Annotated in this window: 21 protein-coding genes; 9 read left to right on the top strand and 12 right to left on the bottom strand. The window is 70.9% G+C overall.

The window, feature by feature from the left end:
- Positions 1–98 precede the first annotated feature (98 nt).
- Positions 99–788, top strand: coding sequence for a metal-dependent transcriptional regulator (locus tag PCA76_RS07770; RefSeq protein WP_272616353.1), 690 nt, complete (start codon positions 99–101; stop codon positions 786–788).
- Between the two features lie 233 nt (positions 789–1,021).
- On the opposite strand, the gene PCA76_RS07765 is transcribed toward PCA76_RS07770, so the two are convergent.
- The 3 genes from PCA76_RS07765 to PCA76_RS07755 all read right to left on the bottom strand — a co-directional run bounded on the left by PCA76_RS07765 (position 1,022) and on the right by PCA76_RS07755 (position 2,960).
- Entirely contained in the window at positions 1,022–1,570 is a 549-nt protein-coding gene (locus PCA76_RS07765; RefSeq protein WP_272616352.1) for a hypothetical protein, read from the bottom strand.
- A 111-nt stretch (positions 1,571–1,681) separates the two neighbouring features.
- Complete coding sequence (locus PCA76_RS07760) at positions 1,682–1,936, bottom strand: DUF5522 domain-containing protein (RefSeq protein WP_272616351.1); 255 nt, start codon at positions 1,934–1,936, stop codon at positions 1,682–1,684.
- 34 nt (positions 1,937–1,970) lie between these two features.
- A complete protein-coding gene (locus PCA76_RS07755) occupies positions 1,971–2,960 on the bottom strand; it encodes an asparaginase (RefSeq protein WP_272616350.1) in 990 nt (329 codons plus the stop codon).
- Between the two features lie 212 nt (positions 2,961–3,172).
- Between PCA76_RS07755 and PCA76_RS07750 the strand changes: the two genes are divergently transcribed.
- Complete coding sequence (locus PCA76_RS07750) at positions 3,173–4,447, top strand: MFS transporter (protein ID WP_272616349.1); 1,275 nt, start codon at positions 3,173–3,175, stop codon at positions 4,445–4,447.
- A gap of 34 nt (positions 4,448–4,481) precedes the next feature.
- A complete protein-coding gene (locus PCA76_RS07745) occupies positions 4,482–5,423 on the top strand; it encodes a MerR family transcriptional regulator (protein ID WP_272616348.1) in 942 nt (313 codons plus the stop codon).
- Between the two features lie 13 nt (positions 5,424–5,436).
- On the opposite strand, the gene PCA76_RS07740 is transcribed toward PCA76_RS07745, so the two are convergent.
- Positions 5,437–6,372, bottom strand: a complete 936-nt coding sequence (locus tag PCA76_RS07740) for a DUF2332 domain-containing protein (RefSeq protein ID WP_272616346.1) — start codon at positions 6,370–6,372, stop codon at positions 5,437–5,439.
- A gap of 72 nt (positions 6,373–6,444) precedes the next feature.
- Here PCA76_RS07740 and PCA76_RS07735 point away from each other — a divergent pair, with 72 nt between their 5' ends.
- The gene (locus PCA76_RS07735; RefSeq protein ID WP_272616343.1) at positions 6,445–6,996 is read left to right on the top strand and encodes an FAD-dependent monooxygenase; all 552 of its coding nucleotides are present in this window, start codon (positions 6,445–6,447) and stop codon (positions 6,994–6,996) included.
- Between the two features lie 309 nt (positions 6,997–7,305).
- Here the strand turns inward: PCA76_RS07735 and PCA76_RS07730 are convergent, their stop codons facing one another.
- The gene (locus PCA76_RS07730) at positions 7,306–10,209 is read right to left on the bottom strand and encodes a vitamin B12-dependent ribonucleotide reductase (RefSeq protein WP_272616341.1); all 2,904 of its coding nucleotides are present in this window, start codon (positions 10,207–10,209) and stop codon (positions 7,306–7,308) included.
- A 29-nt stretch (positions 10,210–10,238) separates the two neighbouring features.
- Positions 10,239–10,742: a transcriptional regulator NrdR gene (gene nrdR, locus PCA76_RS07725; RefSeq protein ID WP_272616340.1), complete on the bottom strand. Its 504-nt coding sequence runs from the start codon at positions 10,740–10,742 to the stop codon at positions 10,239–10,241.
- A gap of 539 nt (positions 10,743–11,281) precedes the next feature.
- Between nrdR and lexA the strand changes: the two genes are divergently transcribed.
- A complete protein-coding gene (gene lexA, locus PCA76_RS07720) occupies positions 11,282–12,067 on the top strand; it encodes a transcriptional repressor LexA (RefSeq protein WP_272616339.1) in 786 nt (261 codons plus the stop codon).
- Positions 12,068–12,141: 74 nt separating this feature from the next.
- Here the strand turns inward: lexA and PCA76_RS07715 are convergent, their stop codons facing one another.
- Both PCA76_RS07715 and hflX read right to left on the bottom strand, forming a co-directional pair.
- On the bottom strand, positions 12,142–13,866 hold the full coding sequence (locus PCA76_RS07715; protein WP_272616338.1) for a hypothetical protein: 1,725 nt from the start codon (positions 13,864–13,866) through the stop codon (positions 12,142–12,144).
- 50 nt (positions 13,867–13,916) lie between these two features.
- Positions 13,917–15,371 carry a GTPase HflX gene (hflX, locus tag PCA76_RS07710; protein WP_272616336.1) on the bottom strand — a complete coding sequence of 485 codons (1,455 nt, stop codon included), beginning with the start codon at positions 15,369–15,371 and terminating at the stop codon, positions 13,917–13,919.
- 183 nt (positions 15,372–15,554) lie between these two features.
- On the opposite strand from hflX, the gene PCA76_RS07705 reads away from it, so the two are divergent.
- Positions 15,555–17,021 (top strand): NAD-dependent malic enzyme, encoded by a 1,467-nt coding sequence (locus tag PCA76_RS07705; protein ID WP_272616335.1) that lies wholly within the window; start codon positions 15,555–15,557, stop codon positions 17,019–17,021.
- Positions 17,022–17,106: 85 nt separating this feature from the next.
- On the opposite strand, the gene dapF is transcribed toward PCA76_RS07705, so the two are convergent.
- Genes dapF through PCA76_RS07690 form a run of 3 tightly spaced genes read right to left on the bottom strand, consistent with a single transcriptional unit; the run spans position 17,107 to position 19,716 of the window.
- On the bottom strand, positions 17,107–17,958 hold the full coding sequence (gene dapF / locus PCA76_RS07700; RefSeq protein WP_272616333.1) for a diaminopimelate epimerase: 852 nt from the start codon (positions 17,956–17,958) through the stop codon (positions 17,107–17,109).
- Positions 17,959–17,965: 7 nt separating this feature from the next.
- Positions 17,966–18,901, bottom strand: a complete 936-nt coding sequence (gene miaA, locus PCA76_RS07695; RefSeq protein WP_442930248.1) for a tRNA (adenosine(37)-N6)-dimethylallyltransferase MiaA — start codon at positions 18,899–18,901, stop codon at positions 17,966–17,968.
- Positions 18,886–19,716 (bottom strand): hypothetical protein, encoded by an 831-nt coding sequence (locus PCA76_RS07690; RefSeq protein ID WP_272616331.1) that lies wholly within the window; start codon positions 19,714–19,716, stop codon positions 18,886–18,888. Before PCA76_RS07690 ends, miaA begins: the two co-directional genes overlap by 16 nt.
- Before the next feature lie 150 nt (positions 19,717–19,866).
- On the opposite strand from PCA76_RS07690, the gene PCA76_RS07685 reads away from it, so the two are divergent.
- The 3 genes from PCA76_RS07685 to PCA76_RS07675 all read left to right on the top strand — a co-directional run bounded on the left by PCA76_RS07685 (position 19,867) and on the right by PCA76_RS07675 (position 25,024).
- Complete coding sequence (locus PCA76_RS07685; protein WP_272616330.1) at positions 19,867–21,075, top strand: DUF349 domain-containing protein; 1,209 nt, start codon at positions 19,867–19,869, stop codon at positions 21,073–21,075.
- Positions 21,076–21,835: 760 nt separating this feature from the next.
- Positions 21,836–23,425: a cellulase family glycosylhydrolase gene (locus PCA76_RS07680; RefSeq protein ID WP_272616329.1), complete on the top strand. Its 1,590-nt coding sequence runs from the start codon at positions 21,836–21,838 to the stop codon at positions 23,423–23,425.
- 234 nt (positions 23,426–23,659) lie between these two features.
- A complete protein-coding gene (locus PCA76_RS07675) occupies positions 23,660–25,024 on the top strand; it encodes a pectate lyase family protein (RefSeq protein WP_272616328.1) in 1,365 nt (454 codons plus the stop codon).
- Positions 25,025–25,073: 49 nt separating this feature from the next.
- Here the strand turns inward: PCA76_RS07675 and miaB are convergent, their stop codons facing one another.
- On the bottom strand, positions 25,074–26,567 hold the full coding sequence (gene miaB / locus PCA76_RS07670) for a tRNA (N6-isopentenyl adenosine(37)-C2)-methylthiotransferase MiaB (RefSeq protein ID WP_272616326.1): 1,494 nt from the start codon (positions 26,565–26,567) through the stop codon (positions 25,074–25,076).
- Positions 26,568–26,635 lie beyond the last annotated feature (68 nt).

The raw sequence follows: 26,635 nt of genomic DNA, 5'->3' as shown, positions 1-26,635 counted from the left end.
GACCATCCAACACCATTCGTGCCGGGCACACGCGGTTCGGCGGCGGTCGCCGGCACAACACCCGAGGTAGCATCGTGCATCGGAGGGCCGCTGACGTTATGAAGTCTCACGACCTGGTCGATACGACCGAAATGTACCTACGCACCATCCTTGAGTTGGAAGAGGAGGGGGTGCCGCCGCTGCGTGCCCGGATCGCCGAACGGCTGCAGCAGAGCGGCCCCACCGTGAGCCAGACCGTCGCCCGGATGGAGCGCGACGGCCTCCTCACCGTCGAGGGCGACCGGCACCTGACGCTCACCGCGCAGGGCCGTGGCAGCGCCGTGTCGGTGATGCGCAAGCACCGCCTCGCAGAGCTGCTGCTGGTCAACGTCATCGGGATGCCCTACGAGGAGGCCCACGAGGAGGCCTGCCGCTGGGAGCACGTGATGAGCGACGCGGTGGAGAAGCGGGTCTACGACCTGCTCAACCGCCCGACCCGCTCTCCGTACGGCAACCCGATCCCGGGTCTGCAGGAGCTGGGCTCACCGGCGGCGGAGGCCATCGAGGCCGTTGAGAGCGAGCGCAACCTGGCCTTCCCCGGCCTCTCCGGCCCGGTCGTGGTGCGCCGGATCTGCGAGAGCGTGCAGAAGGACGCCGACGTGTTGCGCCAACTGCACGCCGCCGGTGTCGACCCGGGTGCCACGGTGACCGTGGCGCAGGAGCGCGACGGGGTGTCGATCGACCGGTCGGGTGACCGGGTGCGGCTGCCCCGCGAGGTCGCCTCCCGGGTCTTCGTCGCCGCCAACTGACTCACCGCAAACCGAGCTGTACCGGCCACGGCCACCAGTCCGGCAACCGGCTGCTGGCCGGGTCGGCCCGGCGCATCAGCCGCAAGATCACCGCAGCCGTCGCCTACCTCGCCCCGCCCCGCCCCGCCCCGGCGAGTCCCGCCCCCAGCCATCGTCGATCTAGGGCATAAGGTCGTGAGTTGATCTCCGTGGACAGCAATATGCCCTAGATCGACGAGGCAACCGGCCCGGCGTCACAGCGCCCCGGTGTCCACCTTTTTCGCCAGTGCGGCCAGGTCGGCGGTCAGCTTCTCCACCGCGCTGCGCGCGCTGCCACGCGCACCGGTCCAGCTCAACATGGCAAGCCTTCCGTCGGTGGCCAGCCAGCCCACCTCGGCGACTGGCCCGTGGCCGCTCGCCGCAGCGGTCGTCCTCTTGTACGCCTGCTGGCCCAGCCCGGTGACCTTCGCCGCTTTGTCGGGCACCACGTCCGCGGCGAAGGTGGCCTTGTCGATCGTGGTCTCGGTCACGCTGAGCGTCAGCTCCGGCAGCGGCGCGCCACCGGCCCGGACCACGCAGGTGTGCGTGTCGCCCTGCTCGCTGGACGCCGCCACGTCGAAGCGCACCTTGACCAGTTGCTCGATCACCGTGAAGTCCAGCAGCCGGCAGGCGCCGCCCGAGGAGGCCGCCGCCACGTCCACCGCGATCGGCACCGGGGGCGGCACCGCCACCGGATCGGCCTCGGCGGCGCAGCCGCTCACCAGCAGCCCCGCCAGCCCGGCGACCACGATCCGCCCGCGCACGTTTCCACCCTCTCGCCGACCGACGGCGGAAGGCGCCCGCCCGATGTCCGTCGGACACCGTACGGGGTGTGGGTGTCGGGCGGAAGCCCTCGTTTCGCCGGCCCGCCGACGCTATCCGGACTGTGGATCATCCACGTACGGGCAGTGCCGGCAGCCTCGTCCGCAGCACGTGCCGCGCCGGGCCAGGAAGCCGGCGCTGAGCACGAACAACCCGCTCGCCGGGTCGAGGTATCCGGCCTCGTCGGCGGCCAGCGCGGCGGCGTGCGCGGCGAGGATCCGGGCCCGGTCGGGGTGCTCGGGAGGCAGCCGGGACGGGTGCGGCTCGGTGAGCGGCCGGCCGGCCAGGGGTCGTCGCTCTCCGGTCACCCGCAGCAGTCTAGGGACGGCCGGTGGCTGCTGCTCAGCCGTGCCGGGCCAGCGCGGTGGTCACCTCGTCCCGACCGGCGCCGTTGGCGAGCAGCAGCCGCAGCAGCACCCGCGCCTTGTACGGGTCGAGCAACCCGCCGTTGAGCAGGCCGCGTCGTTGCAGGTCGGTCTCCGAGCCAACCGCCCCGTACGTGTGCCGCAGCACCGACCCGGCCCCGGCGCGGGAGGTGAGGACGACCGGTATCCGCTCGGCGAGGTCCCCGAGCAGCGGCGCCAGCGTGGAGGGCACGTGTCCCACCCCGAAGCCGGCCACCACCAGGGCGTGGTGAGTGTCGGCCAGGCCGTTCAGCAGCAGGCCGTCGTCGTCCATCGTCACCACGTACAGGGCCACCCGGGTCGCGTCGAGCCGGTCCGGGTCGACCGGCGGCAGCGGCTCGTGCCGAACCGGCCGGGTCAGCACCCGCACCTCCCCCTCGATCACCTGGCCGAGAGGGCCGGTGTTGGGCGAGGCGAAGGTGGCGGTGCTGGTGCTGTGCGTCTTGCGCAGCCATCGGGCGGCGTGCACCTCGTCGTTGACGGCGACCAGCACGCCCAGGTCACGGGTGTGCGGCGCGGCGGCCACCCGTAGGGCCGCGAGCAGGTTCGCCGGCCCGTCGGCGCCGGCCAGCGTGGGGTTGCGCATCGCACCGGTGAAGACCAGCGGGGCGGCGTGCGGCCAGATCAGGTCGGCCAGGAACGCCGTCTCCTCCAGGGTGTCGGTGCCCTGGGTGACCACGACACCGGTCGCGCCCTCGGCCACTGCCCGGGACGCCTCGCCGACCACGTCGAGCAGGAGGCGGCCGGTGAGGTTGGCGCTGGGCACCGCGTGGGCGTCCCGGACGTCCACGGGTACGCCCAACTCGGCGATGCCGGGCACGGCAGCAGTGAGGTCCGCGCCGGTGAGTCGCGTGACCACACCGGGGCGGCCGGCGTCCACGCCACCCATCGCGATGGTGCCGCCGAGGGTGATGAGCGCGATGGACACTGGTCGGGCCTCCGTTTCGCCGCCCGATCGCCGGCCGGCCCGACGACCGTACCCATGCCGGGGTCCGAGCCGGCCGGTGGTGGCCCGGTCCGTGTGGGTGCTGGGCACCGCGGCCGGGGCCGGCGAATATTCCGTGCCGGGCAGGTCGGCGCGCCGGTAGAGTCCGCGAGCCGCCGGCCGGCGGCGCAGACCCGCGCAGACAGGCAGCGACCGTGAGTCAGCAGGTGGAGCAGTCCTCGGCGGTCGAGGCGGAAACGGCCCCGTCGCTGTGGCGCACCCGGAACTTCCTGCTGCTCTGGGGCGGTCAGACGGTCAGCGAGCTGGGCACTCGGATCGCCAGCGTGGCGGTGCCGCTGCTCGCCGCGGACACCCTGCACGCCAGCGTCTTCCAGATCTCCCTGTTGACAGTCCTGGCCTGGCTGCCGTACCTGCTCTTCTCGCTGCCGGCGGGCATCATCGCCGACCGGCTCGACCAGCGGCGGCTGATGATCGCGTGTGATCTGGGTCGGGCCGCGCTCATGCTGTCCCTGCCGGTGGCCGCCCTGGTCGGCCACCTCACCCTGCCCTTCCTGTACGCGGTGGTCGGGCTCGGTGGGGTGCTCACCGTGCTGTTCACCGTGGCGTACAAGAGCCTGTTGCCCCGGCTGGTGCCGGCGGACCTGCTGGTCGACGGCAACGCCAAGCTCGTCATCAGCCAGGACGCCGCCGAACTGGTCGGCCCGACGATCAGCGGCGCGTTGATCGGGCTGGTCGGCGCCGCCCGCACGTTCCTGACCAACGGGTTCGCCTTCCTGGTCAGCGCGCTGACGCTGATCCTGATCCGGGAAGCCCCGGTACGCCGCGAGCCGGCACCCCGCGTGCCGCTGCGGGTTGAGCTGACCGACGGGCTCGGTTTCATCCGCCGACAGCCGCTCCTGGTCAGCATCCTGGCCTGCACCACCTGGTCGAACTTCTTCGTGATGGCGTCCGGTTCGATCGAGGTGACCTTCCTGGTCCGCGAGCTGCACGCCAACCCGGTGCAGGTGGGGCTGGTCTTCTCGGTCAGCGCCGTCGGTGGGCTGGTGGTCGGGGTGCTGGCCGCTCGGCTCTCGGCCTGGCTCGGCTCGGCCCGGGTGATCTGGGTGGCGATGACCGTCCCGGGTCCGTTCTACCTGCTCATGCCGCTGGCCCAGCCCGGTTGGGGAATGCTGCTCTACGGGGCCGGGCTGGCCGCGTTCTCGGCCAACGCGGTGCTGTTCAACGTGGCGGCGATGTCGTACCGGCAGCGGATCACACCGTCGGCGATCCTGGGCCGGGTCAACGCGGCGTTCCTCTGGATCTGTTTCGGGGTGATCCCGCTCGGCGCGCTCACCGGCGGCGCGCTCGGCACCATGCTGGGGCTGCGCGGCGCGCTCTGGGTGTGCGTGCTGGGCACCTGGGCCGCGTGCCTCTTCGTGGTCTGCTCCCCGCTGCGACGGATGCGGGACACGCCGCCGGGGAAGGCTTGAGTCTCCACCGGGGGGAGACGCGAGGGTGGGGGGCATGAGCGGTGATACGCGGTACACGATCGGCGACCTGGCGCGGCGGACCGGCCTGAGCGTCAAGACCATCCGGTACTACGCCGACAGCGGGATCGTGCCACCGACCGACCGAAGCCCGGCCGGCTACCGGCAGTACGGCCCGGACGCCGCCGCCCGGCTGGAGCTGGTCCGCACACTGCGCGACCTGGGCATGGACCTGGCCACCATCCGGCGGGTGGTGAACCACGAGGTGCCCCTGCACGAGGTGGCCGCCGCGCACGCCGAGGCGCTGGCGGTCCAGATTCGGGTGTTGGGGCTGCGGCGGGCGGTGCTCACCGTCGCGGCGAGGCGCGGGTCGGGCCCGGCCGAGGTCGACGACCTGCACCGGCTGGCCCAGCTCACCACGCGCGAACGGGGGCACCTGGTGGGCGACTTCCTGAACACCGTCTTCGAGGGCTTGGGCGACCAGCCCACGTACCCGGGCGTCGTCGTCTCGATGACGCCTGAGCTGCCCGACGATCCCACCACCGAGCAGGTCGAGGCGTGGCTGGAGCTCGCCGAGTTGTGCCAGGACCCCACCTTCCGCGCGAGTATGCGGCGGTTGGCGCGGCAGCACGCCGCCGACCACGACGTACCGGGCCTGCCCCGCCCGGACGCCGTCGCGGTCGTCCGGGACGCGGTGGCTCCCGCCCTGGCGGCCGGTCTCGATCCGACCGGGCCCGGGGCCGATGCCGTGCTCACGGCGGTCACCAGCCGGTACGCGCGCCTCCAGGGCCGCCCCGACGACGCCGATCTGCGCCAGCGGCTGCTCGACCGGCTGAGCGTGGCGAACGACCCCCGCCGGGACCGCTACCTCGACCTGCTGTCAGTGGTCAACGGCTGGTCGACCGGCGGTGCGGTCACGCCGGCGGTGGTCTGGTTCATCCAGGCCCTGCACGCCCGGATGCCCCAACCCCCCACCTGAGCTGACGGGTCGGTCAGCCGAACCAGGTCATCTCCTGGCCGTGGCCTCGGGTCCAGGCCACCGGTGTGCCGTCCAGCGCGAGGACGTTGTGCGACGCATCGTTCGGCGGGTCGGGCAACCCGTCATACCGCAGCACCTCGGGCGCCTCGTTCGCCACCCAGTGCCCAGGCAGCTCACGGACCAGCCGGACGAACGCCTCCCGCCGCGGCGGCGGCACCTGGTAGAGCACGGACGTGTGGAAGACCACCAGCGTCGCATCGGCCGGCGCCCGGGCCGCCAGCGCCGGCAGGTCGTCCACCAGATCACCGCGGACCAGCAGCGGCGGGTCGGCGGCGGCGACCGCCGTCGCGGCGCGCAGCCGGGCCCGCCGGTGCTCGTGCTCCGGCCAGATCAGCGCGTCCAACCAGGACACGCCGTCGGGGTCGGTCACGTCGAGCGGGTTGAGGTCCAGGCCAGCCCGCCACACCACCTGGGGTATGCGTGCCGGCGGCACCAACCCGACCGCCGCGCACTCCAGGACGGGCTCACCGGAGCCGACCTGATGTTCGCCGTAGCGGTACGCGTACCGGTCGGGGTAGAGGCAGAGCCCAGCTGACGCGCCCACCTCCAGCAGGGCGAGGGGCTGCGGCAGCGCGGCGAGCACCGGCAGCAGGACCGCGCAGCGGCCGCTCTCGTTCGTCTGGGTCGCCCGAACTCGCATCTGCGCCTCGATGGTCGGCCAGTTCGCCGCCGTGTATTCGTGAAACGCCGCAGGGTCCTCGACCGGGCCACCGAGCCAGCGGACGACGCCGAACAGCAGATTCGGCTGCCGCTTGCCCGGCGGGAGCGTGTCGAGCAGGGCAAGCAGGGCCTCGTCGTGGGCGACGGCGTACGACAGGCGCTCGTATGTGGGCGACACCCCGCGCGCCTCGCGGCTGCCAAACTCGGCGTACGCCTCAGCGGTCGTCATACCCTCATGGTCGCAGCCGTTCCCCGGCAATTCAGCCCCCGTTGGCGTGCGCCAGCTCACCCTCCTCGTAGAGTGCTGCGTCGGCCGGAACAGGCGGCCCGCAACCTCGGCTGGGTGGCTCCCCGCATCGACGACGAGCCGGCCGGGTGGGTGCAGTTGGGGCGGGGTAGGCAGTTCCTGACGATCCCGATCAGCGCCGAGCAGACGTACTGCTACTACGACGACGACACCCTGCACGCTGGGCCGAACCAGGAGGTCGTGCTCGACTCCTGGTCCCGGGGGCCGGTGCTGCTGATCGGCGACGCCGCCCACGCCACCTCGCCGAACATGGCCCAGGGCGCGGCAATGACCCTGGAAGACGCGGTCGTGCTCGCTTCGTCGTTGGCCGCCGCCGGTTCGGTAGCCGACGCGTTGCGCGGGTACGTGGAGCGGCGCCGCCCGCGTACGGGATGGGTGCTCAGCCAGACGCACCGCCGGGACAAGGCCACCGGCCTCCTGCCGACGCTCCGCGACACGGTGATACGCCGCCTCGGCGAGCAGATGTTTCCGCTCGAACTACGGCCCGCTGTTAGCCCAGCCCTGAGCCCACTCGCGGTTCCACCGCCCAACACCATGATTACTTGATGCTCAGTAGCCGAAGCAGGTCCCTCACAACTACTCAGCGTCGATCAAGGAGTTGTGGTGGGTGACAAAGCACCCATCATTGCGCCTAACAGGCACCACAACTCCATGATCGACGAGCCTTGCGCCCTCGCCTGCGCGATCTTGCACTTGCTGCCCCGACCTAAGGGGCATCTCGCGCAGAACGGCGACCGAACCTGCAAGATCGCTGCGCCAACCCGGGACGGAGACAGGCGGCGCGTTGACAGCAACTTGGAAACGGCGCTGCCCCGACCTCCGATGCGGGAGGCCGGGGCAGCGCTGATGCGTACGTCAGCTGCAGCCGCTGGTGGAGCCGCAGCCCTCGCAGACGTAGCAGCTGCCGGCCGGGCGCATCTTCGTACCGCAGGTGAAGCAGAGCGGCGCGTCGGCGGCCTTGCCGATCACGGCCTCCAGCAGTTCGGTGCTGGAACCCACGTTCGGAGCCGGCTTGGCGGCGGCGACCTCGGCCATCTCCTGGGCCGGCTGCGCGATGGCTTCCGGCTTGGCCGGAGCCTCCACCGGCGCGGAGGACGCCATCGCGGTGAGCTCCGCACCGGTGACCCCGGCGGCTTCCGCGTCGGCCTCGGCCCGCAGCTGGGCGGCCCGCTCGCTGGCGGTGAAGATCCCCAGCTCGGCGCGACGCTCGTAGGGCAGGAAGTCCAGTGCCAGGCGACGGAAGATGTAGTCCATCACCGAGGCCGCCATGCGCACGTCCGGGTCGTCGGTCATACCGGCCGGCTCGAAGCGCATGTTGGTGAACTTGCTGACGAACGTCTCCAGCGGCACGCCGTACTGCAGACCGATGCTGATGGCCACCGAGAAGGCGTCCATCACCCCGGCCAGAGTCGAGCCCTGCTTGGACATCTTGAGGAAGACCTCGCCGAGGCCGTCGTCCGGGTAGGACGACGCGGTGAGGTAACCCTCGGCACCTCCGACGGAGAAGCTGACCGTCTCGGACGGGCGCTTCTTCGGCAGGCGCTTACGCACCGGCCGGTACTCGATGACCTTCTCCACCGCGACCGGCGCGGCCGACACGGCCGACGCGGTCTCGACGGCGGCCGGCTCGGTGGCCTTGTTCGACTTGGCCACCGAGAGCGGCTGGCCGACCTTGCAGTTGTCCCGGTAGATCGCCAGGGCCTTGAGGCCGAGCTTCCAGCCCTCGAAGTAAATCTTCTCGACGTCCTCGACGGTGGCCGCCTCCGGCATGTTGACCGTCTTGGAGATGGCGCCGGAGACGAACGGCTGGATGGCCGCCATCATCCGCACGTGACCCATCGGGGCGATCGTCCGCTCTCCCATGGCGCAGTCGAAGACCGGGTAGTGCTCCGGCTTCAGGCCAGGGGCGTCGACCACGTGGCCGTGGTCGGCGATGTGCTCGACGATCGCCTCGACCTGCTCCTCGGGGTAGCCGAGGCTGCGAAGGGCGCGCGGCACCGTCTGGTTGACGATCTGCATCGAGCCGCCGCCAACCAGCTTCTTGAACTTGACCAGCGCCAGGTCCGGCTCCACGCCGGTCGTGTCGCAATCCATCATGAAACCGATCGTGCCGGTCGGGGCGAGCACGCTCGCCTGCGCGTTGCGCCAGCCGTTCCTGTCGCCGATCTTGTTGCCCTGGGTCCACTGCTTGGTCGCCTCGCGGACGATCGCGGTGGCCACCGGGCTGGTCGGCTTGATCTCGTCGTTGGCCGCGGCGTGCTTGCGCATGACCCGCTTGTGCGGCTCGGCGTTGCGGGCGTAGCCGTCGTACGGGCCGACGACACCAGCCATCTCGGCCGAGCGGCGGTAGGCGGTGGCGGTCATCAGGGACGTGATCGACGCGGCGACCGAGCGGCCCTGCTCCGAGTCGTACGGCAGGCCGGTGGCCATCAGCAGGGCGCCGAGGTTGGCGTAGCCGATGCCGAGCTGCCGGTAGGCGCGGGAGGTCTCGCCGATCTTCTCGGTCGGGAAGTCCGCGAAGCAGATCGAGATGTCCATCGCGGTGATGACGAACTCGACGGACTTGACGAACTTCTCCACCTCGAAGCCACCGTCGGCGCGGAGGAACTTCATCAGGTTGAGCGAGGCCAGGTTGCACGAGGAGTTGTCCAGGTGCAGGTACTCCGAGCACGGGTTCGACGCGGTGATCCGCCCGGTCTCCGGGCAGGTGTGCCAGTCGTTGATCGTGTCGTCGTACTGCAGACCGGGGTCGGCACACTCCCAGGCCGCCTGGGAGATGGAACGGAACAGGTTCTTGGCGTCGACGGTCTCGATCACCGAACCGTCCAGCCGGGCGCGCAGGTCGAAGCCCTTGTCGTTCTCGACAGCCGACATGAACTCGTCGGAGACCCGGACCGAGTTGTTGGCGTTCTGGTACTGAACGCTGACGATGTCGGAGCCGCCGAGGTCCATGTCGAACCCGGCGTCCCGCAGCGCGCGGATCTTGTCCTCCTCGCGCGCCTTCGTGACCACGAACTCCTGGATGTCCGGGTGGTCGACGTCGATGATGACCATCTTGGCCGCCCGGCGGGTCGCGCCGCCGGACTTGATGGTGCCGGCGGAGGCGTCCGCGCCACGCATGAAGCTGACCGGGCCGGAGGCATTGCCGCCGGAGGAGAGCAGCTCACGGGACGAGCGGATGCGCGACAGGTTGACCCCGGAGCCGGAGCCGCCCTTGAAGATCAGCCCCTCCTCCTTGTACCAGTCGAGGATGGAGTCCATCGAGTCGTCGACGGCCAGGATGAAGCAGGCGCTGACCTGCTGCGGCGACGGCGTGCCGACGTTGAACCAGACCGGCGAGTTGAAGCTGAACACCTGGTTCAGCAGCATCCAGGTCAGCTCATGGCCGAAGATCTCGGCGTCGGCCGGGCTGGCGAAGTAGCCGTACTCCTCACCCGCGGTGCGGTAGGTGGTGACCACCCGGTCGATCAACTGCTTGATCGACCACTCCCGCTCCGGGGTCCCCACCGCGCCCCGGAAGTACTTCGTGGTGACGATGTTGGCCGCGTTGACGCTCCACGACTCCGGGAACTCAACCCCACGCTGCTCGAAGTTGATCGAGCCGTCCCGCCAGTTCGTCATCACGACGTCGCGGCGCTCCCAGGTGACCTCGTCGTACGGGTGGACCCCCTCGGTCGTCCACACCCGCTCGATCTTCACCCCGGCACCCGCGTTGGCCTTGCTTCGTGACCTGCTAGTCGTCACACCATCCCCCGACATCTCATCCGCCCCCTCGTCAAACACAAATCTCAGTTGGTACGGCCGGCGGGTCCCGCCGCCCCGGCCTCCGCCGCGCCCTCCCGGGCGCGGGCGGCGACCCGCAATGTCTCGATCTCCTGCTCGAAGTCGGCGAGCGAGTCGAAGGACCGGTAGACGCTGGCGAACCGCAGGTACGCCACCTCGTCCAGGCCCTGCAGAGGACCCAGGATCGCCAGCCCCACGTCGTGGCTGGGGATCTCGGCCGCACCCTTGGCCCGCACGGTCTCCTCGACCTTCTGGGCCAGCAACGCGATCGAGTCCTCGTCGACCGGCCGGCCCTGGCACGCCTTACGCACCCCGCCGATGATCTTCGTACGGCTGAAAGGCTCGGTCACCCCGCTGCGCTTGACGACCGCGAGGACCGCCTCCTCGACGGTGGTGAACCGCTTGCCGCACTCCGGGCAGGACCGCCGCCGTCGGATGAGCTGGCCGTCGTCGGCCTCCCGCGAGTCGACCACCCGGGAGTCAGCGTGTCGGCAGTACGGACACCGCATCGCCCACCTCCTAAAAATGATCAACTGCAACCACACCGGACACCCCCGGGCACGACTCACCACGACGGTGCCATCCTCGGATGACGCCCGCCGTGATCAACGTTACGAGAGTGCGGTCGGTAGTCGGACCCAACCTGTAGGCAACTTACGCCCATGTCACTACTACATCTAGGGGTTGACCGTATGTCGCCGGGAAAGCCGGGTCAAGTTGGCGGGCGTGTCCGGCGCGTCACGGACCATCCGGTCGGCCGCCCCCACCAGCACGCCCGAAGACCCAACGCCGCCGCCCCTCCCGGGTTACCGGCCAGCAGGCTCGAGTGGTCCGGAAAACAGCCGATGATCGAACACTAGTGCTACCTGACGTACCATTTATCAGAACATCCGTACGACCGGAGCGGTTTTTCACCCCGACACGCCGGTGAGAGGTCGTACAGATGTTTGAAAATGACCGATCTCACCTATACGGTCATGAACAACGTGGCACCACCGCACGCACCACGAGCCGACGAGGCACCCAGCGCCGACCAGGGAGGACGGACGTGACCGAGGACCGGGCCAGCCGGCCGAAGAGCCCGCAGCAGATCACCGATGCGGGCCCGCCAGCCACCCGACGCCGCAGTGCCGCGCGCAGCCGGACGGGTCAGCCCGCCGTGCGCCCGGTCACCCCGGTGGTCAGCAGCTTCCCCGACCCGGCGACGGTCGACCTGACCGCCCGCCAGCGTCGCATCCTGGAGTTCATTCGCACCTGGGTGGAGCGGCACGGTTACCCGCCGAGCGTCCGGGAGATCGGCGAGGCCGTCGGCCTCGTGTCGCCGTCCAGCGTCGCCTACCAGCTCAAGGAGCTGGAGAAGAAGGGCTTCCTGCGCCGCGACCCGAACCGGCCGCGCGCGGTGGACGTCCGTGCCCCCAGCGAGGTCATCGACGACGAGCTCTCCCGTGCACAACGGCCGACCCCGGCGTACGTGCCGATGCTCGGCCGGATCGCCGCCGGTGGGCCGATTCTCGCCGAGCAGGCCGTGGAGGACATCTTCCCGCTCCCCCGCGAGCTGGTGGGTGAGGGCGAGGTCTTCATGCTCCAGGTCAAGGGCGACTCGATGCTCGACGCGGCGATCTGCGACGGCGACTGGGTGGTCGTTCGGCAGCAGCCGACCGCCGACTCGGGCGAGATCGTGGCCGCCATGCTCGACGGCGAGGCGACCGTCAAGACCTACCGGCGGCGCGACGGGCACGTCTGGTTGATGCCACAGAACCCGGCCTTCGATCCGATCCCCGGTGACGACGCCACCATCATGGGCCGCGTCGTGGCGGTGCTGCGCCGCATCTGACCGGCCGACGGGTGAGTGCCCGTGGGCGCTCACCCGCGTCGGTTGTCAGGGGCGGGTGAGTCAACCAACGGCCGTCAGTAGCGGTCGCCCCGATGGCCGCGACCGCCCCCGGGATACTGCCCGTACGGGTCGACGGGCGCATCGTCGTCACGCCGACGACCGGGCCGCTGGCCCCGAGGGTCCGGCTCCTGCCCACCACGCCGGGGCGGCTCCGCACGACCGGTACCGGGCGGCTGACCACCGTCGCCGCCGTACACGCCGCTGCCCGGACGACCGCCCCCGCCCTGCGGACGACCGCCGCTCTGGGGACGACCACCACCGCCGCCACCGCCGCCACCCTGGGGACGTCCACCGGCACCAGCCGGGGGACGACCACCACCACCGGCCGGAGGGCGTCCACCGCCACTGGCCGGAGGCCGTCCGCCGCCGTACACGCCACCACCGTCTGGCCGTGCCGCACCGTAGCCACCGTCGGCGACCGCCGGGCGACCGCCGCCGCCATATACGGCACCACCCGCCGGTGCCGGGCCGCCGCGACCCGCACCGCCGCCGTAGACCGCGCCGCCACCGTAGACACCATCTTTACGGTCACCAGGTGCCGGGGAACCATCGACGGCACGACCTGCGCGCGGACCGAACGGCTCGCCGTCCGGGTCCGACGCGTCGGACGCCTCGACGGTCGGTGGCCGGCGGCGGGCCCGGACGATGCCGATGATGCCGGCGCCGACCAGCAGCAGGCCGAGAACCCCGACCGCGCTGACCAGGTACGTGATGTCGTTGAGGTCCAGCCCGGCGGTCCAGGACTTCTTGGCGGCCGGCTTGGCGCCCGCGTCCGGGGCCAGTGGCACTGCGGTCGTGCTGGACGGCGTGTAGCTGAGGATGTCGAGGGGTTCGTCTTCGGTGAACCGGCCCGCGTCGGAGACGGTGAGGAACGTCTTCCCGTCCGGGGTGTAGCTGATGGCCTCACCGAACGGGTCGGCCAGCGCCGTCACCCGCGGCTTGCCGGTGGTGAGTGCGCCGACGATGTCGCCGCCGGTCACGTCGAACTCGAAGGCGTCCGCGTAGGTGCGCAGGACCACCCGGGAGCCATCCGGCGATCGGGACGCGCCGGTGATGGCGATCCGGCCGAACGTGTTGAGTGTGTTCTCGGTCTGCGTCTGGGGCAGCGCGATGTCGCCGACCTTGCGCATCGGCACCGGGTCGGTGTCGCCGTTCTTCAGGGCCGCCGTCGGGGTGTAGATCTCGGCCTTGCCGCTGGTCACCTTGGTGATGATCAGCGGTTTGCCGTCGTCGCCCATGAGCAACGCCTCGGCGTCGTGCGGCTTGGCCTCCGGGTAGGAGAGCCGGTGCAGCGTCGGCTGCTTGGCACCGGTCACCGGCATCGACCAGAGCGCGACGCGGGAGCGGCGCTCCTTCGAGGTGGTGTTGTCACCGATGTCGGCGATCCAGAGGGTGTTGCCGTCCTTGGAGAGGGCGAGATCCTCGGTGTCGAACGGGCCCTGCCCCGAGTACCGGACCGGCTCCTTCGAGATCTTGCACTTGCTGTCGAGGAAGAAGACCCGTTTGCGCGCCGCGACGTCGGTGCCATCGTTGATGACGATGAAGCCGCTCTTGGTCGCGACCAGCCCGGACAGCTCCCGCAGACGCTCGTCGGTGATCGTGCACCGCTTCTGACCGGGATCGACGGCGTGCGGCCCGGACAGCCCGGGAGCGGGAGCCGCCGCGGCGACTCCGGCGAGCGCCACGGTCGCCCCCAGCAGGCCGAGGGCAACCGTGACCGAGGAAACAACGCGGCGCATTCGGCCAGTGTCGCATGCCGCGCGTTTCCGGTGGATGACGCCGTGGCCGCTCAGGACCGACTGCTGGCCGCCTGCCCCTGCCGCTCGACGTCGAACGGCAGCAGCTCCGCAGCGAGCTCCGCACCGACGCGGACGTGCAGCAGAGTGCCCTCTGGCAGGTGCGACGTGCTGAGCACCTCGCCCGTGCGGTGCACCCGGGCCACCAGGTCACCCCGGTCGTACGGCAGCACGGCCCGGACCTCGACGGCCGGGCGTGGCAGCCGCTCCTCAATCGCCGCGCGCAGCCCGTCGATGCCCCGCCCGGAGTGCGCGGACACGAAGATCGCGTCCGGCCAGAGCCGCTTGAGCCGCAGCAGAGTGTCCTCGTCGGCCGCGTCGGTCTTGTTGACCACCAGCAACTCGGGGAGCCGGTCCGCGCTCACCTCGGCGAGCACCGCGTGGACCGCCCGGACCTGCTCCTCCGGATCCGGGTGGGTGCCGTCGACGACGTGCACCACCAGATCCGCCTGCGCGACCTCCTCCAGCGTCGAGCGGAACGCCTCGACGATCTGGTGCGGCAGGTGCCGGACGAAGCCGACCGTGTCGGACAGGGTGTAGATCCGTCCGTCCGAGGCGGTGGCCTTACGGGTGGTCGGGTCCAACGTCGCGAACAGCGCATTTTCCACCAGCACGCCCGCGTCGGTCAGACGATTGAGCAGGCTGGACTTGCCGGCGTTGGTGTAGCCGGCGATGGCGACCGCGGGAACGGCGTTGCGGGAACGGCGGGCGCGCTTGGTCACGCGTACCGTCTTCATGTCCTTGATCTCGCGACGCAGCCGGGAGATGCGGTGGCGGATGCGCCGCCGGTCGGTCTCCAGCTTGGTCTCACCGGGACCACGAACACCCACACCGCCACCGGCGCCGCCGCCCCGGCCGGAACCACCGGTCTGCCGGGAGAGCGTCTCACCCCAACCGCGCAGCCGGGGCAGCAGGTATTGGAGCTGAGCCAGCTCGACCTGCGCCTTACCTTCCTTGCTCTTGGCGTGCTGGGCGAAGATGTCGAGGATCAGCGCCGTCCGGTCGACAACCTTGACCTTGGTGCGCTGCTCCAGGTTGCGCAGCTGCGACGGGGACAGCTCACCGTCGCAGATGACCGTGTCGGCGCCGGTGGCGAGCACCACCGCGCCGAGGTCGTCGACCTTGCCGCGGCCGATGTACGTGGCCGGGTCGGGTCGGGTGCGGCGCTGGATGAGCCCTTCGAGCACCTGCGATCCGGCGGTCTCGGCCAGCGCGGCAAGCTCGGTCAACGAATTTTCGGCGTCGGTCGCCGTGCCCTCGGTCCACACGCCCACCAGGACGACCCGCTCCAGCCGCAGCTGGCGGTATTCCACCTCGGTGACGTCGGTGAGCTCGGTTGACAGGCCCGGGACGCGTCGGAGGGACTGCCGCTCCGACAGCTCCATCTCGCCGGTGGTGACGTCGTCGAGCTCGTCCTCGACGGGGACAAAGCTCTCCTGGTCTCGCAAGCGGTTCTCCTGTCCGTTTTGATAAGTAGAACGTAATCCTGACATGACACAACGCCGAACGCACCTGCTATATGCCCATGGTGAAGGTCGCCAAAAGTGGGGGCGAATGCTGGTCGGCTGCGACAACCCGGTAGAAATGCGGGCGGCGGCCGAGCGGCCGCCCAGCCGTGACGGAGGGATCCCGTGGCCATCACCCGAATGCCGAGCGCCGGATTTTCGATCACCATCCGGATCGCCGTGACCGCGGACGCCTCCTCGATCGGCCGCCTCACCACCTCCGTAGGCGAGGCCGGGGCGATCGTCACGGCGCTGGACGTGGTGGATTCGGACCCGACCAACGTGCTCGTCGACCTGACCTGCGACACCGCCGACGCCGGCCACGCCGACCAGGTCGTCGACGCGCTGACCGCCCTGGACGGCGTGGATGTGCGCAAGGTGTCCGACCGGACGTTCCTCCTGCACCTCGGCGGCAAGATCGAGGTGACCTCGAAGGTCGCGCTGCGCAACCGCGACGAGTTGTCCCGGGCGTACACCCCGGGGGTTGCCCGGGTCTGCATGGCGATCGCCGAGAACCCGGCGGACGCCCGGCGGCTGACCATCAAGCGCAACACCGTCGCGGTGGTCAGCGACGGTTCGGCGGTGCTGGGCCTGGGCAACCTGGGCCCGGCCGCGTCGCTGCCGGTGATGGAGGGCAAGGCGGCGCTGTTCAAGCGCTTCGGCGGGGTGGACGCCTGGCCGGTGGTGCTGGACACCCAGGACACCGACGAGATCGTGCAGATCGTGAAGGCGATCGCGCCCGCGTACGGCGGGATCAACCTGGAGGACATCGCCGCGCCGCGCTGCTTCGAGATCGAGGCCCGGCTGCGCGAGGCGTTGGACATCCCGGTCTTCCACGACGACCAGCACGGCACCGCGATCTGCGTGCTGGCCGCGCTGACCAACGCGCTGCGGGTGGTGGGCAAGCAGCTCAAGGACGTCCGGGTGGTCGTCTCCGGCGCTGGCGCGGCCGGCACCGCGATCATGAAGCTGCTGCTGCGCCAGGGCGTCGGCGACATCATCGCGTACGACCGGCAGGGCGCCCTGCACCGCGGGCTGACCGACCTCAACTCGGCCTGGCAGTGGCTGGCGGACAACACCAACAAGGAGAACTACTCGGGCGACCTGCCGGGGGCGATCCGCGGTGCCGACGTGTTCATCGGTGTGAGTGCCCCGAACCTGCTCACCGGCGACGACATCGCTCAGATGGCCAAGGACTCGATCGTCTTCGCGCTCGCCAACCCGGACCCGGAGGTCGACCCGCGGGAGGCGCGCAAGTACGCCGCCGTGGTCGCCACCGGCCGCTCGGACCAGCCGAACCAGATCAACAACGTGCTCGCCTTCCCCGGGGTCTTCCGGGGCATGCTGGACGCGCACGCTGAGGAGTTCACCGAGGAGATGGCGCTCGCCGCCGCCCAGGCGATCGCCGACGTGGTCGGCGAAGACAAGATCAACCCAACGGTGATCGTGCCGAGCGTCTTCGACTCGCGGGTCGCCCCGGCGGTCGCCGCCGCCGTCCGCGCCGCCGCGCACAACCCCAGCCCGCTGCCGGCCGCCGACCCCGGCCCCGCCGACCTCCCGGAGATCGCCGCCAGCGCGAGCGCAACCCCCTGACCGCACTCCCCCTGTTGATCAAGAGGTTTCGGTCACCAGCGAGGCGCTGGATGACGCAAACCTCTTGATCAACAGGGGTGAGGGCTCAGGCGGACGCCTGCAGGATGGCGGGGTTGATCTCGCCCGTCGCCACCAGGACGGCTGGGCCGGACAGCCAGCAGGAAGTCTCGGTGACCGTGACCATCAGGCGGCCACCGGGGACGTCCACGGCGATCACTCCGGTGTCCCGGCCGGCGTCACGCAGGGCCACGGCGCCCACCGCGCAGGCACCCGTTCCGCAGGACAGGGTCTCGGCGCTGCCGCGCTCGTACACCCGCATCAGGCTGTGCCCGTCGGTGTCGTCGACCGGCTCGCCCGCGACGATGAACTCCACGTTCACCCCGGTCGGGAAGACCGTCGGGTCGAACCCGGGCGCGGTCGTCAGGTCCAGCGCGGACAACTCCACGCCCGCCGGTAGGACGCAGACCAGGTGCGGGTTGCCGACGTCCACGGCGGTGCCGGGCAGGGTCAGACCGCCGAGGGTGGCCGTGGAGCCGTCGTACAGCCGGGGGCGGCGCACCTCGACGGACACCGTGCCGCCCTCGACCAGCGCGCGCACGACGCCGGCCCGGGTGGCCACCGGCAGCGCCGCGCCGGCAGGCGTCGCCAACCCGGTGTCGAGCAGGTAGCGCACGAAGACCCGGGCACCGTTGCCGCACATCTCGGCGAACGAGCCGTCGGCGTTCCAGTAGTCCATGAACCACTCGGCTTCGCCGGCCTGCCCGGCACCGTCGGGGTGCTTGGCCGCGCGGACCACCCGCAACACGCCGTCCGCGCCAATGCCGCGCCGCCGGTCGCAGAGCGCCGCGACCAGCTCCGGGGTCAGGTCGAGCTGACCGTCCGGGTCGGGAAGGAGGACGAAGTCGTTGCCGGTGCCGTGGCCCTTGGTGAACTCCACGCCCTCATCATCGCGCAGCAGCCGGCACCAGGCGCAGGGCGGCCCCGATCAGGTCCGGCGTCGCCGAGTCCAACCAGTGGATCCGCGAGTCGCGCCGGAACCAGGACCGCTGCCGGCGGACGAAACGCCGGGTGGCCCGCACCGTTTCGTCGTGCGCCTGCGCCTCGGTCAACTCACCGGCGAGCAGGCGCAGCACCTGCTGGTAGCCGAGCGCCCGGCTCGCCGTCCGCCCCTCGGGCAGCCCTCGCCCGACCAACTCACGGGTCTCCGGCACCAGGCCGTCGGCCCACATCCGGTCGACCCGCAGCGCGATCCGCTCGTCCAGCAGCCCGGTGTCCAGGTCCACGCCGAGCTGCACCGACGGGTAGTACGGCGTGGGCTGCGGCAACGACGCGGTGAACGGCGCACCGGTGAGCTCGATCACCTCCAGAGCCCGGACGATCCGCCGCCCGTTCCCGGGCAGGATGCCCTCGGCGGCGACCGGGTCGGCGGCACGCAGCCGCGCGTACAGCGGCGCCGGGCCGACCTCGGCCAGCTCCCGTTCCAGCCGCTCCCGCAGCACCGCGTCGGTGCCGGGGAACTCGAAACGCTCCAGCACCGCCCGCACGTACAGCCCCGACCCACCGACCAGCAGCGGCACCCTCCCCCGGGCCAGGATATCGTCCACCGCCGCGCGGGCCAGCCGCTGGTACTCCGCGACGCTCGCCGGCTCGGTGACCTCCCAGATGTCCAGCAGGTGGTGCGGCACCCCGTCCCGCTCGGCCGGGGTCAGCTTGGCGGTGCCGATGTCCATGCCCCGGTAGAGCTGCATCGAGTCGGCGTTGACCACCTCCCCGTCGAGGGCGTGCGCCAACGCGATGCTCAGCGCCGACTTACCCGCCGCGGTCGGACCGACCACCGCGACGACCGTGCCGGGTCCCCCGCTGATCACACCCGCTCCCAGGACGCCACGAAGTAGGCGACGCCGTACGGGGCCGCGTCGTGCAGCAGCTCACCGCGCCACCCGCGGCCGGCCGAGCGGGCCGCGCCGGCGAGCACCTGCCAGGGCGCGCGGCCGGCGGCCTTCAGCTCCGCAGACAACACCGGGTCGAGATCGAGCAGGACGTCCAGGTCCGCGTCGGCCAGCGCCGCGGCAACCCTCTGGTCGTACGGGCGGGCGCGCGGGTCGTCGTACCCGGGAGCCTTCTCTCCCCGGCAGGCCGACCCGTCCCCGAGCACCAGTAACGCCACCCGGTCGCCCGCGGCGTTGACCGTGTCGGCGAGCGCGGCCAGCTCGGCCAGGCCGGCGTCGGCGGCCACCTGAACGGCGGTCACCGGCGCGGCGGCCGTCGGCGCGGCGGTCACCGGCGCGGCGGGCGTCGGCGCGGCCGCCGTCGCTGGCGGGCGCGGGTCGTGCCGGGACAGCAACCACGCGCCGATGGTCAGGCTCAACGGCAGCACCGCACCCCGGTCGGGCTGGCCGGAGACCAACGGCACATCCAGGTCGACGCCCCAGGGCTGCAGGGAGCCGGTGGCCGGGTTGCTGATCGGGCCGGTCACCGGGCCGGTGCCGAGCAGCACCACAGTGTCCGGATCGGCGGCCAGCAACCGGCGTACGGCGACGTCGCAGGCCGCCCGTAGGTCGTCCAGCTCCGGGGCCGCGGAGCCGGCCACCTCGGGCACGAGCAGGGGCGGATGCGGGCAGACTGCGGCGGCGACCAGTGGCACCCGTTCACCGTAGCGGGAATCCCCGGTGCGTCTCCGCGCTGATCCGGTCATTCGGCCCCTAGGACACCGTATGGTCACGGTCGGCGATAGGCGCTCGACGCGGACCGGGTCGGACCTGTGACAATGCCGGAAGCAACTTGGCTGCGCCGTGGCGGCGACGGGGGATCGTTCCCTCGACGCCGGGAGAACGAGGATGGGCACATGAGCGACTGGACTGCCTTCGGACGGGTGGACGCGGACGGCACCGTGTACGTCAAGACCACCGAGGGAGAGCGGGTGGTCGGATCGTGGCAGGCGGGAGCGCCGGAGGAGGGCCTGGCCCACTTCGCGCGCCGCTTCGCCGACCTGGTGACCGAGGTGGACCTGACCGAAGCGCGACTCAAGTCGGGTGCGGCGGATGCCGGGCACTCGTTGAGCACGATCCGGCGGATCCGCACCACGCTGCCCGAGGCCAACGTGGTCGGCGACATCGACGCGCTGGCCGCTCGCCTGGACAAGCTGGCGACCCTCGCCGAGGAGAAGGCCGGCGAAGCTCGCGCGGCCCGGGACGCCGCTCGCGGCGAAGCCCTGGCCCGCAAGACCGCGCTGGTCGAGGAGGCCGAGAAGCTCGCGGCCGAATCCACCGGTTGGAAGACCGCCGGGGACCGGCTCAAGGAGATCCTCGACGAGTGGAAGACCATCCGCGGGGTCGACAAGAAGGCCGACGGTGAGCTGTGGAAGCGGTTCGCCGCCGCCCGCGACGGTTTCACCCGGCGCCGGGGCGCCCACTTCGCCTCCCTGGACTCGCAGCGCAAGCAGGCACAGACCGCGAAGGAAGATCTGGTCGCCGAAGCGGAGAAGCTCCAGGAATCCACCGACTGGGCCGCCACCGCCAACCAGCTCAAGGATCTGATGACCCAGTGGAAGGCCGCGCCGCGCGCTTCCAAAGAGGCCGAGCAGAAGCTCTGGGAACGTTTCCGGGGCGCGCAGGATGCCTTCTTCAGCCGGCGCAGTGAGGTCTTCTCCGCGAGGGACAACGAACAGCGCGGCAACCTGGAGCGCAAGCAGGCCCTACTCGCCGAGGCCGAGGCGTTGGACATCGACGCCGACCCGAAGGGCGCCCAGGCCAAGCTGCGGGAGATCCAGGCACAGTGGCACGAGGCCGGCCGGGTGCCCCGCGAGGCGGCCGCCGGGCTGGAGCGCCGGCTGCGCGTCATCGACGACAAGGTCCGCGAGGTGATGGAGTCAGCCTGGCGCCGCACCACCAAGGAAGACAACCCGCTGCTCGCCCAGATGCGGTCGCAGGTGGCGGAAGCCGAGGACCGGCTGACCCGGGCACAGACCGCCGGGGACGCGCGCCGGATCAAGGAGGCCGAGCAGGCCCTCGCCGCCAAGCGGCAGTTCCTCCAGCTCGCCGAGCAGGCCGGCTGAGCTGACGTCTTCCGGGAGCCCCCGGTCCCCCTCGCGGGACCGGGGGCTCCCGCGTGTCCAGGCTCTCGCCCCGGTCGCCCCGGTCGCCCCGGTCGCCCCGGTCGCCCCGGTCGCCCCGCGCCCCGCGCCCCGCGCCCCGCGCCCCGCGCCCCGCGCCCCGCGCCCCGCGCCAAGATCCTCACAACATCCCCGAAGTTGCTGCCTCAGACGCGCCGGAGGCAGCAACTTCCCTGAGGTTGCGCAGATCTTGCCGGCTTGCCTGAGCGCGGGCCCTCTGAAGGCGGGCTTCGGACGCCATCGCTGGTCATGGTCATGCTCGATCCTGGATGTAGTGGCTTCGACGCGCTGGGATACCACTACATCCAGGATCGAGCGTGATCTTGCGGGAGCAGGGGCCGAGAGCCGGGACAGGAGTCCAGCGCGCAAGAGCAACGCGCAAGAGCAACGCGGAAGACCAGCGCCGGAGAGCAACGCCGCAAGAGCAACGCCGGAGACCAAGCGCGTGGGGCAGCCGGATGGCTGGTTGACGCATTGAGGACGGCTGATCAGAATGAGCGGCAGAGCCAGGTCGGGCACCGGTGCGAGGGCACTGAGGGTGGTACGCCGCCGTCAGGGATCGCCGGTGAGCTTTCGCGAGTGACCACGTCCGCGTGACCTGGGCCGTCGCGCACTGTCCGCGTACCCCTCAAGGGACCGTGACGTGCGGACGGCCCGCCGGCCCCGTCATCGGGCGGCGCCGGACCTCCGAAGTGGAGCTCGCATGTTCCGTCCCACCGCTCTCGGCGGCGCGCTGACCGCGCTCGCCACCGTCGCGGCCGGCGTGTTCCTCGCCGCCGCCGTCAGCACAAGTCCGGCCGTCGCCGCTGGCACCGGTACAGGTTACCTGCACACCAACGGCAACCAGATCGTGGACAGCACCGGCGCCACGGTCCGGCTGACCGGCATCAACTGGTTCGGCATGGAGACCGACAACAAGACCTTCCACGGGTTGTGGTCGAGCAACCCGTGGAGGGGGCAGCTCGACACGATGGCGCGGCTGGGTTACAACACGCTGCGCGTGCCGTACTCGAACGACGCGCTGAAGCCGGGCGCGACCGCCAGCGGGGTCAACGACTTCGTGAACCCAGATCTGGTCGGGCTCTCCCCGTTGCAGATCCTGGACAAGGTGATCGACTACGCCGGCAGCAAGGGGATGCGGATCATCCTGGATCGGCACCGGCCGACGGCGGCCGGGCAGTCGCCGCTGTGGTACACGTCGACGGTCTCCGAAGCTACGTGGATCAACGACTGGAAGATGCTCGCCCAGCGGTACGCGGGCAACCCGACGGTGATCGGCGCCGACCTGCACAACGAGCCGCACGCCGAGGGCACCAACCCGGCGGCCACCGGCGCGTGCTGGGGCTGCGGCGACACCACCCGGGACTGGCGGCTCGCCGCCGAGCGGGCCGGGAACGCCGTCCTCAGCGTCCAGCCCAACTGGTTGATCTTCGTGGAGGGGGTGAGCTGCCCCAGCGGTGGCCTCTCCAACGTGTGGGACAACGACCCGAGCAACGACGAGGACTGCGGTTGGTGGGGCGGGAACCTGTCGAAGGCCGGCCAGTTCCCGGTACGGCTGAACGTGGCCAACCGGTTGGTCTACTCGCCGCATGAGTACGCCACCTCGGTCTACCGGCAGAGTTGGTTCGACGCTCCGGACTACCCGGCGAACATGCCGGCGATCTGGGACAAGTACTGGGGTTACCTCTACAAGCAGAACATCGCGCCGATCATGATGGGTGAGTTCGGCAGCACGCTGGCCGACCCGAAGGACCGGGTGTGGCTGGAGAAGTTGATGGCCTACACCGGCACCGGGGTCACCGGGATGTCCTTCACCTACTGGTCGTGGAACCCGAACTCGGGTGACACCGGCGGCATCGCGCTGGACGACTGGACCACCATCAACACCACCAAGCAGGCGATCCTCCAGCCGTACCTGATCGCGCCGTCCGGCGGCACCGGTCCGACGACGCCGCCGCCGACCGGCGGCCCGACGAACCCGCCCACCGGCGGCTGCTCGGCCACCTACCGGCAGGTCAACGCCTGGCAGGGCGGTTTCCAGGGCGAGCTGACCGTGAAGAACACCGGCTCGGCCGCGGTGAACCCGTGGTCGGCCACCTGGAGTTGGCCGTCGGGGGTGACGCTGGGCAGTGGTTGGAACGCCACCGTCACGCAGTCCGGGACTACGGTCACCGCCGCCGCCCCGGGGCACGCCCCGTCCCTGCCGGCGGGTGGGTCGGTCACCGTGGGCTTCACCGCCAACGGCACCGCCAGCGCGCCGGGATCGGTGAAGCTCAACGGCACCAGCTGCTGAGCTGCCGGGACGGCCGGTGCCGTGGCATCGGCCGTCCCGGTCATTTACATTCAGATGCTTCTATGCTTTCATCGGGAAAGCGCTTGCCTCTACATCGGTTGGCGCGAGCGCGGGAGCCGCTTTCCTTCACGTACCTGCACTGGCGGGCCTGAGGACCACTGGTCCCGGCCGAGATTCGCCGCCCACGGGCATGGGCGTCGCGATGGTCCGTCCGCCTCATCGAAAGGAAGCAGCATGCGCACAGGACGGCGTCGAATGACGCTGATCGCCACCACCGCCGCAGCCACCGCCACCCTCGTCACGGCCGGTCTGCTGACCTCGGTGTCCGCCCAGGCGGCCGCCGGCTGCCAGGTCGCCTACTCCGTCGCCAGCCAGTGGCCGGGTGGGTTCACTGGCAACGTCACCGTCACCAACCTGGGCGACCCGGTCTCCGGATGGACGTTGCGCTGGTCGTACGGGGCCGGCCAGCAGGTCAACCAGGCGTGGGGCGCGACCGTCTCGCAGAGCGGCGGCCAGGTCTCCGCGACCAACGTCGACTACAACGGCAACCTGGCGACCAACGGCAGCACCTCGTTCGGCTTCAACGCGAGCTGGAACAACTCCAGCAACCCGGCCCCGGCCAGCTTCACCCTGAACAACGTCGCCTGCACCGGCAGCACCACACCGACCACCCCGCCACCGCCGAGCACACCTCCACCGAGCACCCCGCCGCCGAGCACACCCCCGCCCAGCAACCCGCCGCAGACGGGTCTGGTGGGATGGGCCACCCAGAACGGCGGCACCACCGGTGGCGGCAACGCCGCGCCCACGACCGTCACCAACGCCTCGGCACTGACCAGCGCGCTGAACGCGACCGGCGCGGCGGTGATCCGGGTGTCCGGGACCATCTCCTGCTCGGGCATGCTGCGGGTCCGGTCCAACAAGACGATCCTCGGCAACTCCGGCGCGACCATCGCCGGCTGCGGGCTCAACATCAGCGGTGACCGCAACGTGATCATCCGGAACCTGAACTTCCGGGACTGGAACGACGACGCGATCAACGTCCAGGAGTCGGCCACCAACATCTGGATCGACCACAACAGCTTCAGCAACGGGTACGACGGCGCGGTCGACATCAAGCGCGGCTCGGACTTCGTCACCGTGTCGTGGAACCGGGTGTTCAACCACGACAAGACCATGCTGCTCGGCCACAGCGACGACAACGCCAGCCAGGACGTCGGGCACCTGCGGGTGAGCTACCACCACAACTGGTTCGACGGCAGCAACCAGCGCAACCCCCGGGTGCGCTTCGGCAACCCGGTGCACGTGTACAACAACTACTACCGGGCCAACGGTGGCTACGGCGTCGCGTCCACCGAGAACGCCGGGGTGCTCGTCGAGGGCAACTACTTCGAGAACGTCGACGACCCGTACCACCTCGGTGAGGGTGACTCCGGGCCCGGCAGCCTGGTCGCCCGCAACAACCACTTCGTCAACTCACCCACGGGCCAGACCGGCGGCAGCGTCGCCGGCATCCCGTACTCCTACCAGCTGGACACCGCGAGCAACGTCAAGTCCATCGTGACGGCGGGCGCCGGCGCCGGCCGGATCACCGTCTGAGCGCAGCGGTTCGGGGAAGGGCCCCTGCTCCAGGGGCCCTTCCCTACGATCAGTGGGTGGCGCAGCCAGCGGTGGGTGCGGCCGCGACCGGCGGTGCGCCGATCGTCGGCAGACCGAGCAACACCCCAGGGGTACGCGGGGAGCGACCCGCCTCGGCCGCGTCGCCGGCCCGGGTCCGCCGGTGCGATACCGGCGCTCCGTCAGCGTTGAGGTGATGCGGCGCCGCGTACGTGATCGTGGTGTGCACGATGTCGCCCGGCCGGATCTGGCCAGCCAGCGACGGCGTACCAGGGGCCTCGGTCGCGAAGTGCACCAGTCGACCGTCGCGGGCCCGACCGGACATCCGGCCCGTCCGCTCATCCTTGCGGCCCTCACCGAGCGCGACCAGCACCTCGACGGTCTCCCCCACCAGGCGCTTGTTCTCCGCCCAGGAGATCTCCTCGACGGTGGTGATCAGCCGCTCGTAGCGCTCCTGCACGACCTGCTTGGGCAGCTGGTCGTCCATCGTCGCGGCGGGGGTGCCGGGGCGCTTCGAGTACTGGAAGGTGAAGGCCGAGGAGAACCGGGCCTCGCGGACCACGTCCAGGGTGCGCTGGAAGTCGGCCTCGGTTTCGCCGGGGAAGCCGACGATGATGTCGGTGGTGATCGCCGCGTCCGGCATCGCCGCCCGGACCTTCTCGATGATCCCCAGGTAGCGCTCGGAGCGGTAGGAGCGGCGCATCGCCCGGAGCACGTCGTCCGAGCCGGACTGCAACGGCATGTGCAGCGAGTGGCAGACGTTCGGTGTCTCGGCCATCGCGGCGATCACGTCGTCGGTGAAGTCCTTCGGGTGTGGGCTGGTGAACCGGACCCGCTCCAACCCGTCGATGTCACCGCACGCTCGCAGCAGCTTGCCGAAGGCGTACCGGTCACCGAACTCCACACCATAGGAGTTGACGTTCTGCCCGAGCAGGGTCACCTCCAGCACGCCCTCGTCGACCAGGGCGCGCACCTCGGAGAGGATGTCGCCGGGACGGCGGTCCTTCTCCTTGCCGCGCAGCGCGGGCACGATGCAGAACGTGCAGGTGTTGTTGCAACCCACCGAGATCGACACCCAACCGGCGTACGTGGACTCGCGGCGGGTGGGCAGCGTGGAGGGGAAGACGTCGAGGGACTCCAGGATCTCCACCTCGGCGGCGGCGTTGTGCCGGGCCCGCTCCAGCAGCACCGGCAGCGCGCCGATGTTGTGGGTGCCGAAGACCACGTCGACCCAGGGCGCCTTGCGGACGATCTCGCCCCGGTCCTTCTGGGCGAGGCAGCCGCCGACCGCGATCTGCATCCCGGGGTGCTTGTCCTTCACCGGGCGCAGACGACCGAGGTTGCCGTAGAGCCTGTTGTCCGCGTTCTCCCGCACCGCGCAGGTGTTGAAGACGACGATGTCCGGGGAGTCGTCGGCCGGCACCGCGCGCACGTAGCCAGCCTGTTCGAGCAGGCCGGAGATGCGCTCAGAGTCGTGCACGTTCATCTGGCAGCCGTACGTCACGACGTTGTAGGTCCTAGCCACCCTCTTGGTGCCCCTTCCCCTCGGGCTACCAGGGTAGCGGCCCGTTCGGCGGCCCCAACCCACCGGCA

The organism is Micromonospora sp. LH3U1, from assembly GCF_028475105.1.
Taxonomy (GTDB): domain Bacteria; phylum Actinomycetota; class Actinomycetes; order Mycobacteriales; family Micromonosporaceae; genus Micromonospora.
Note: the sequence above shows the minus strand (reverse complement) of the source record. Positions and strands in the feature narration are given on the sequence as shown.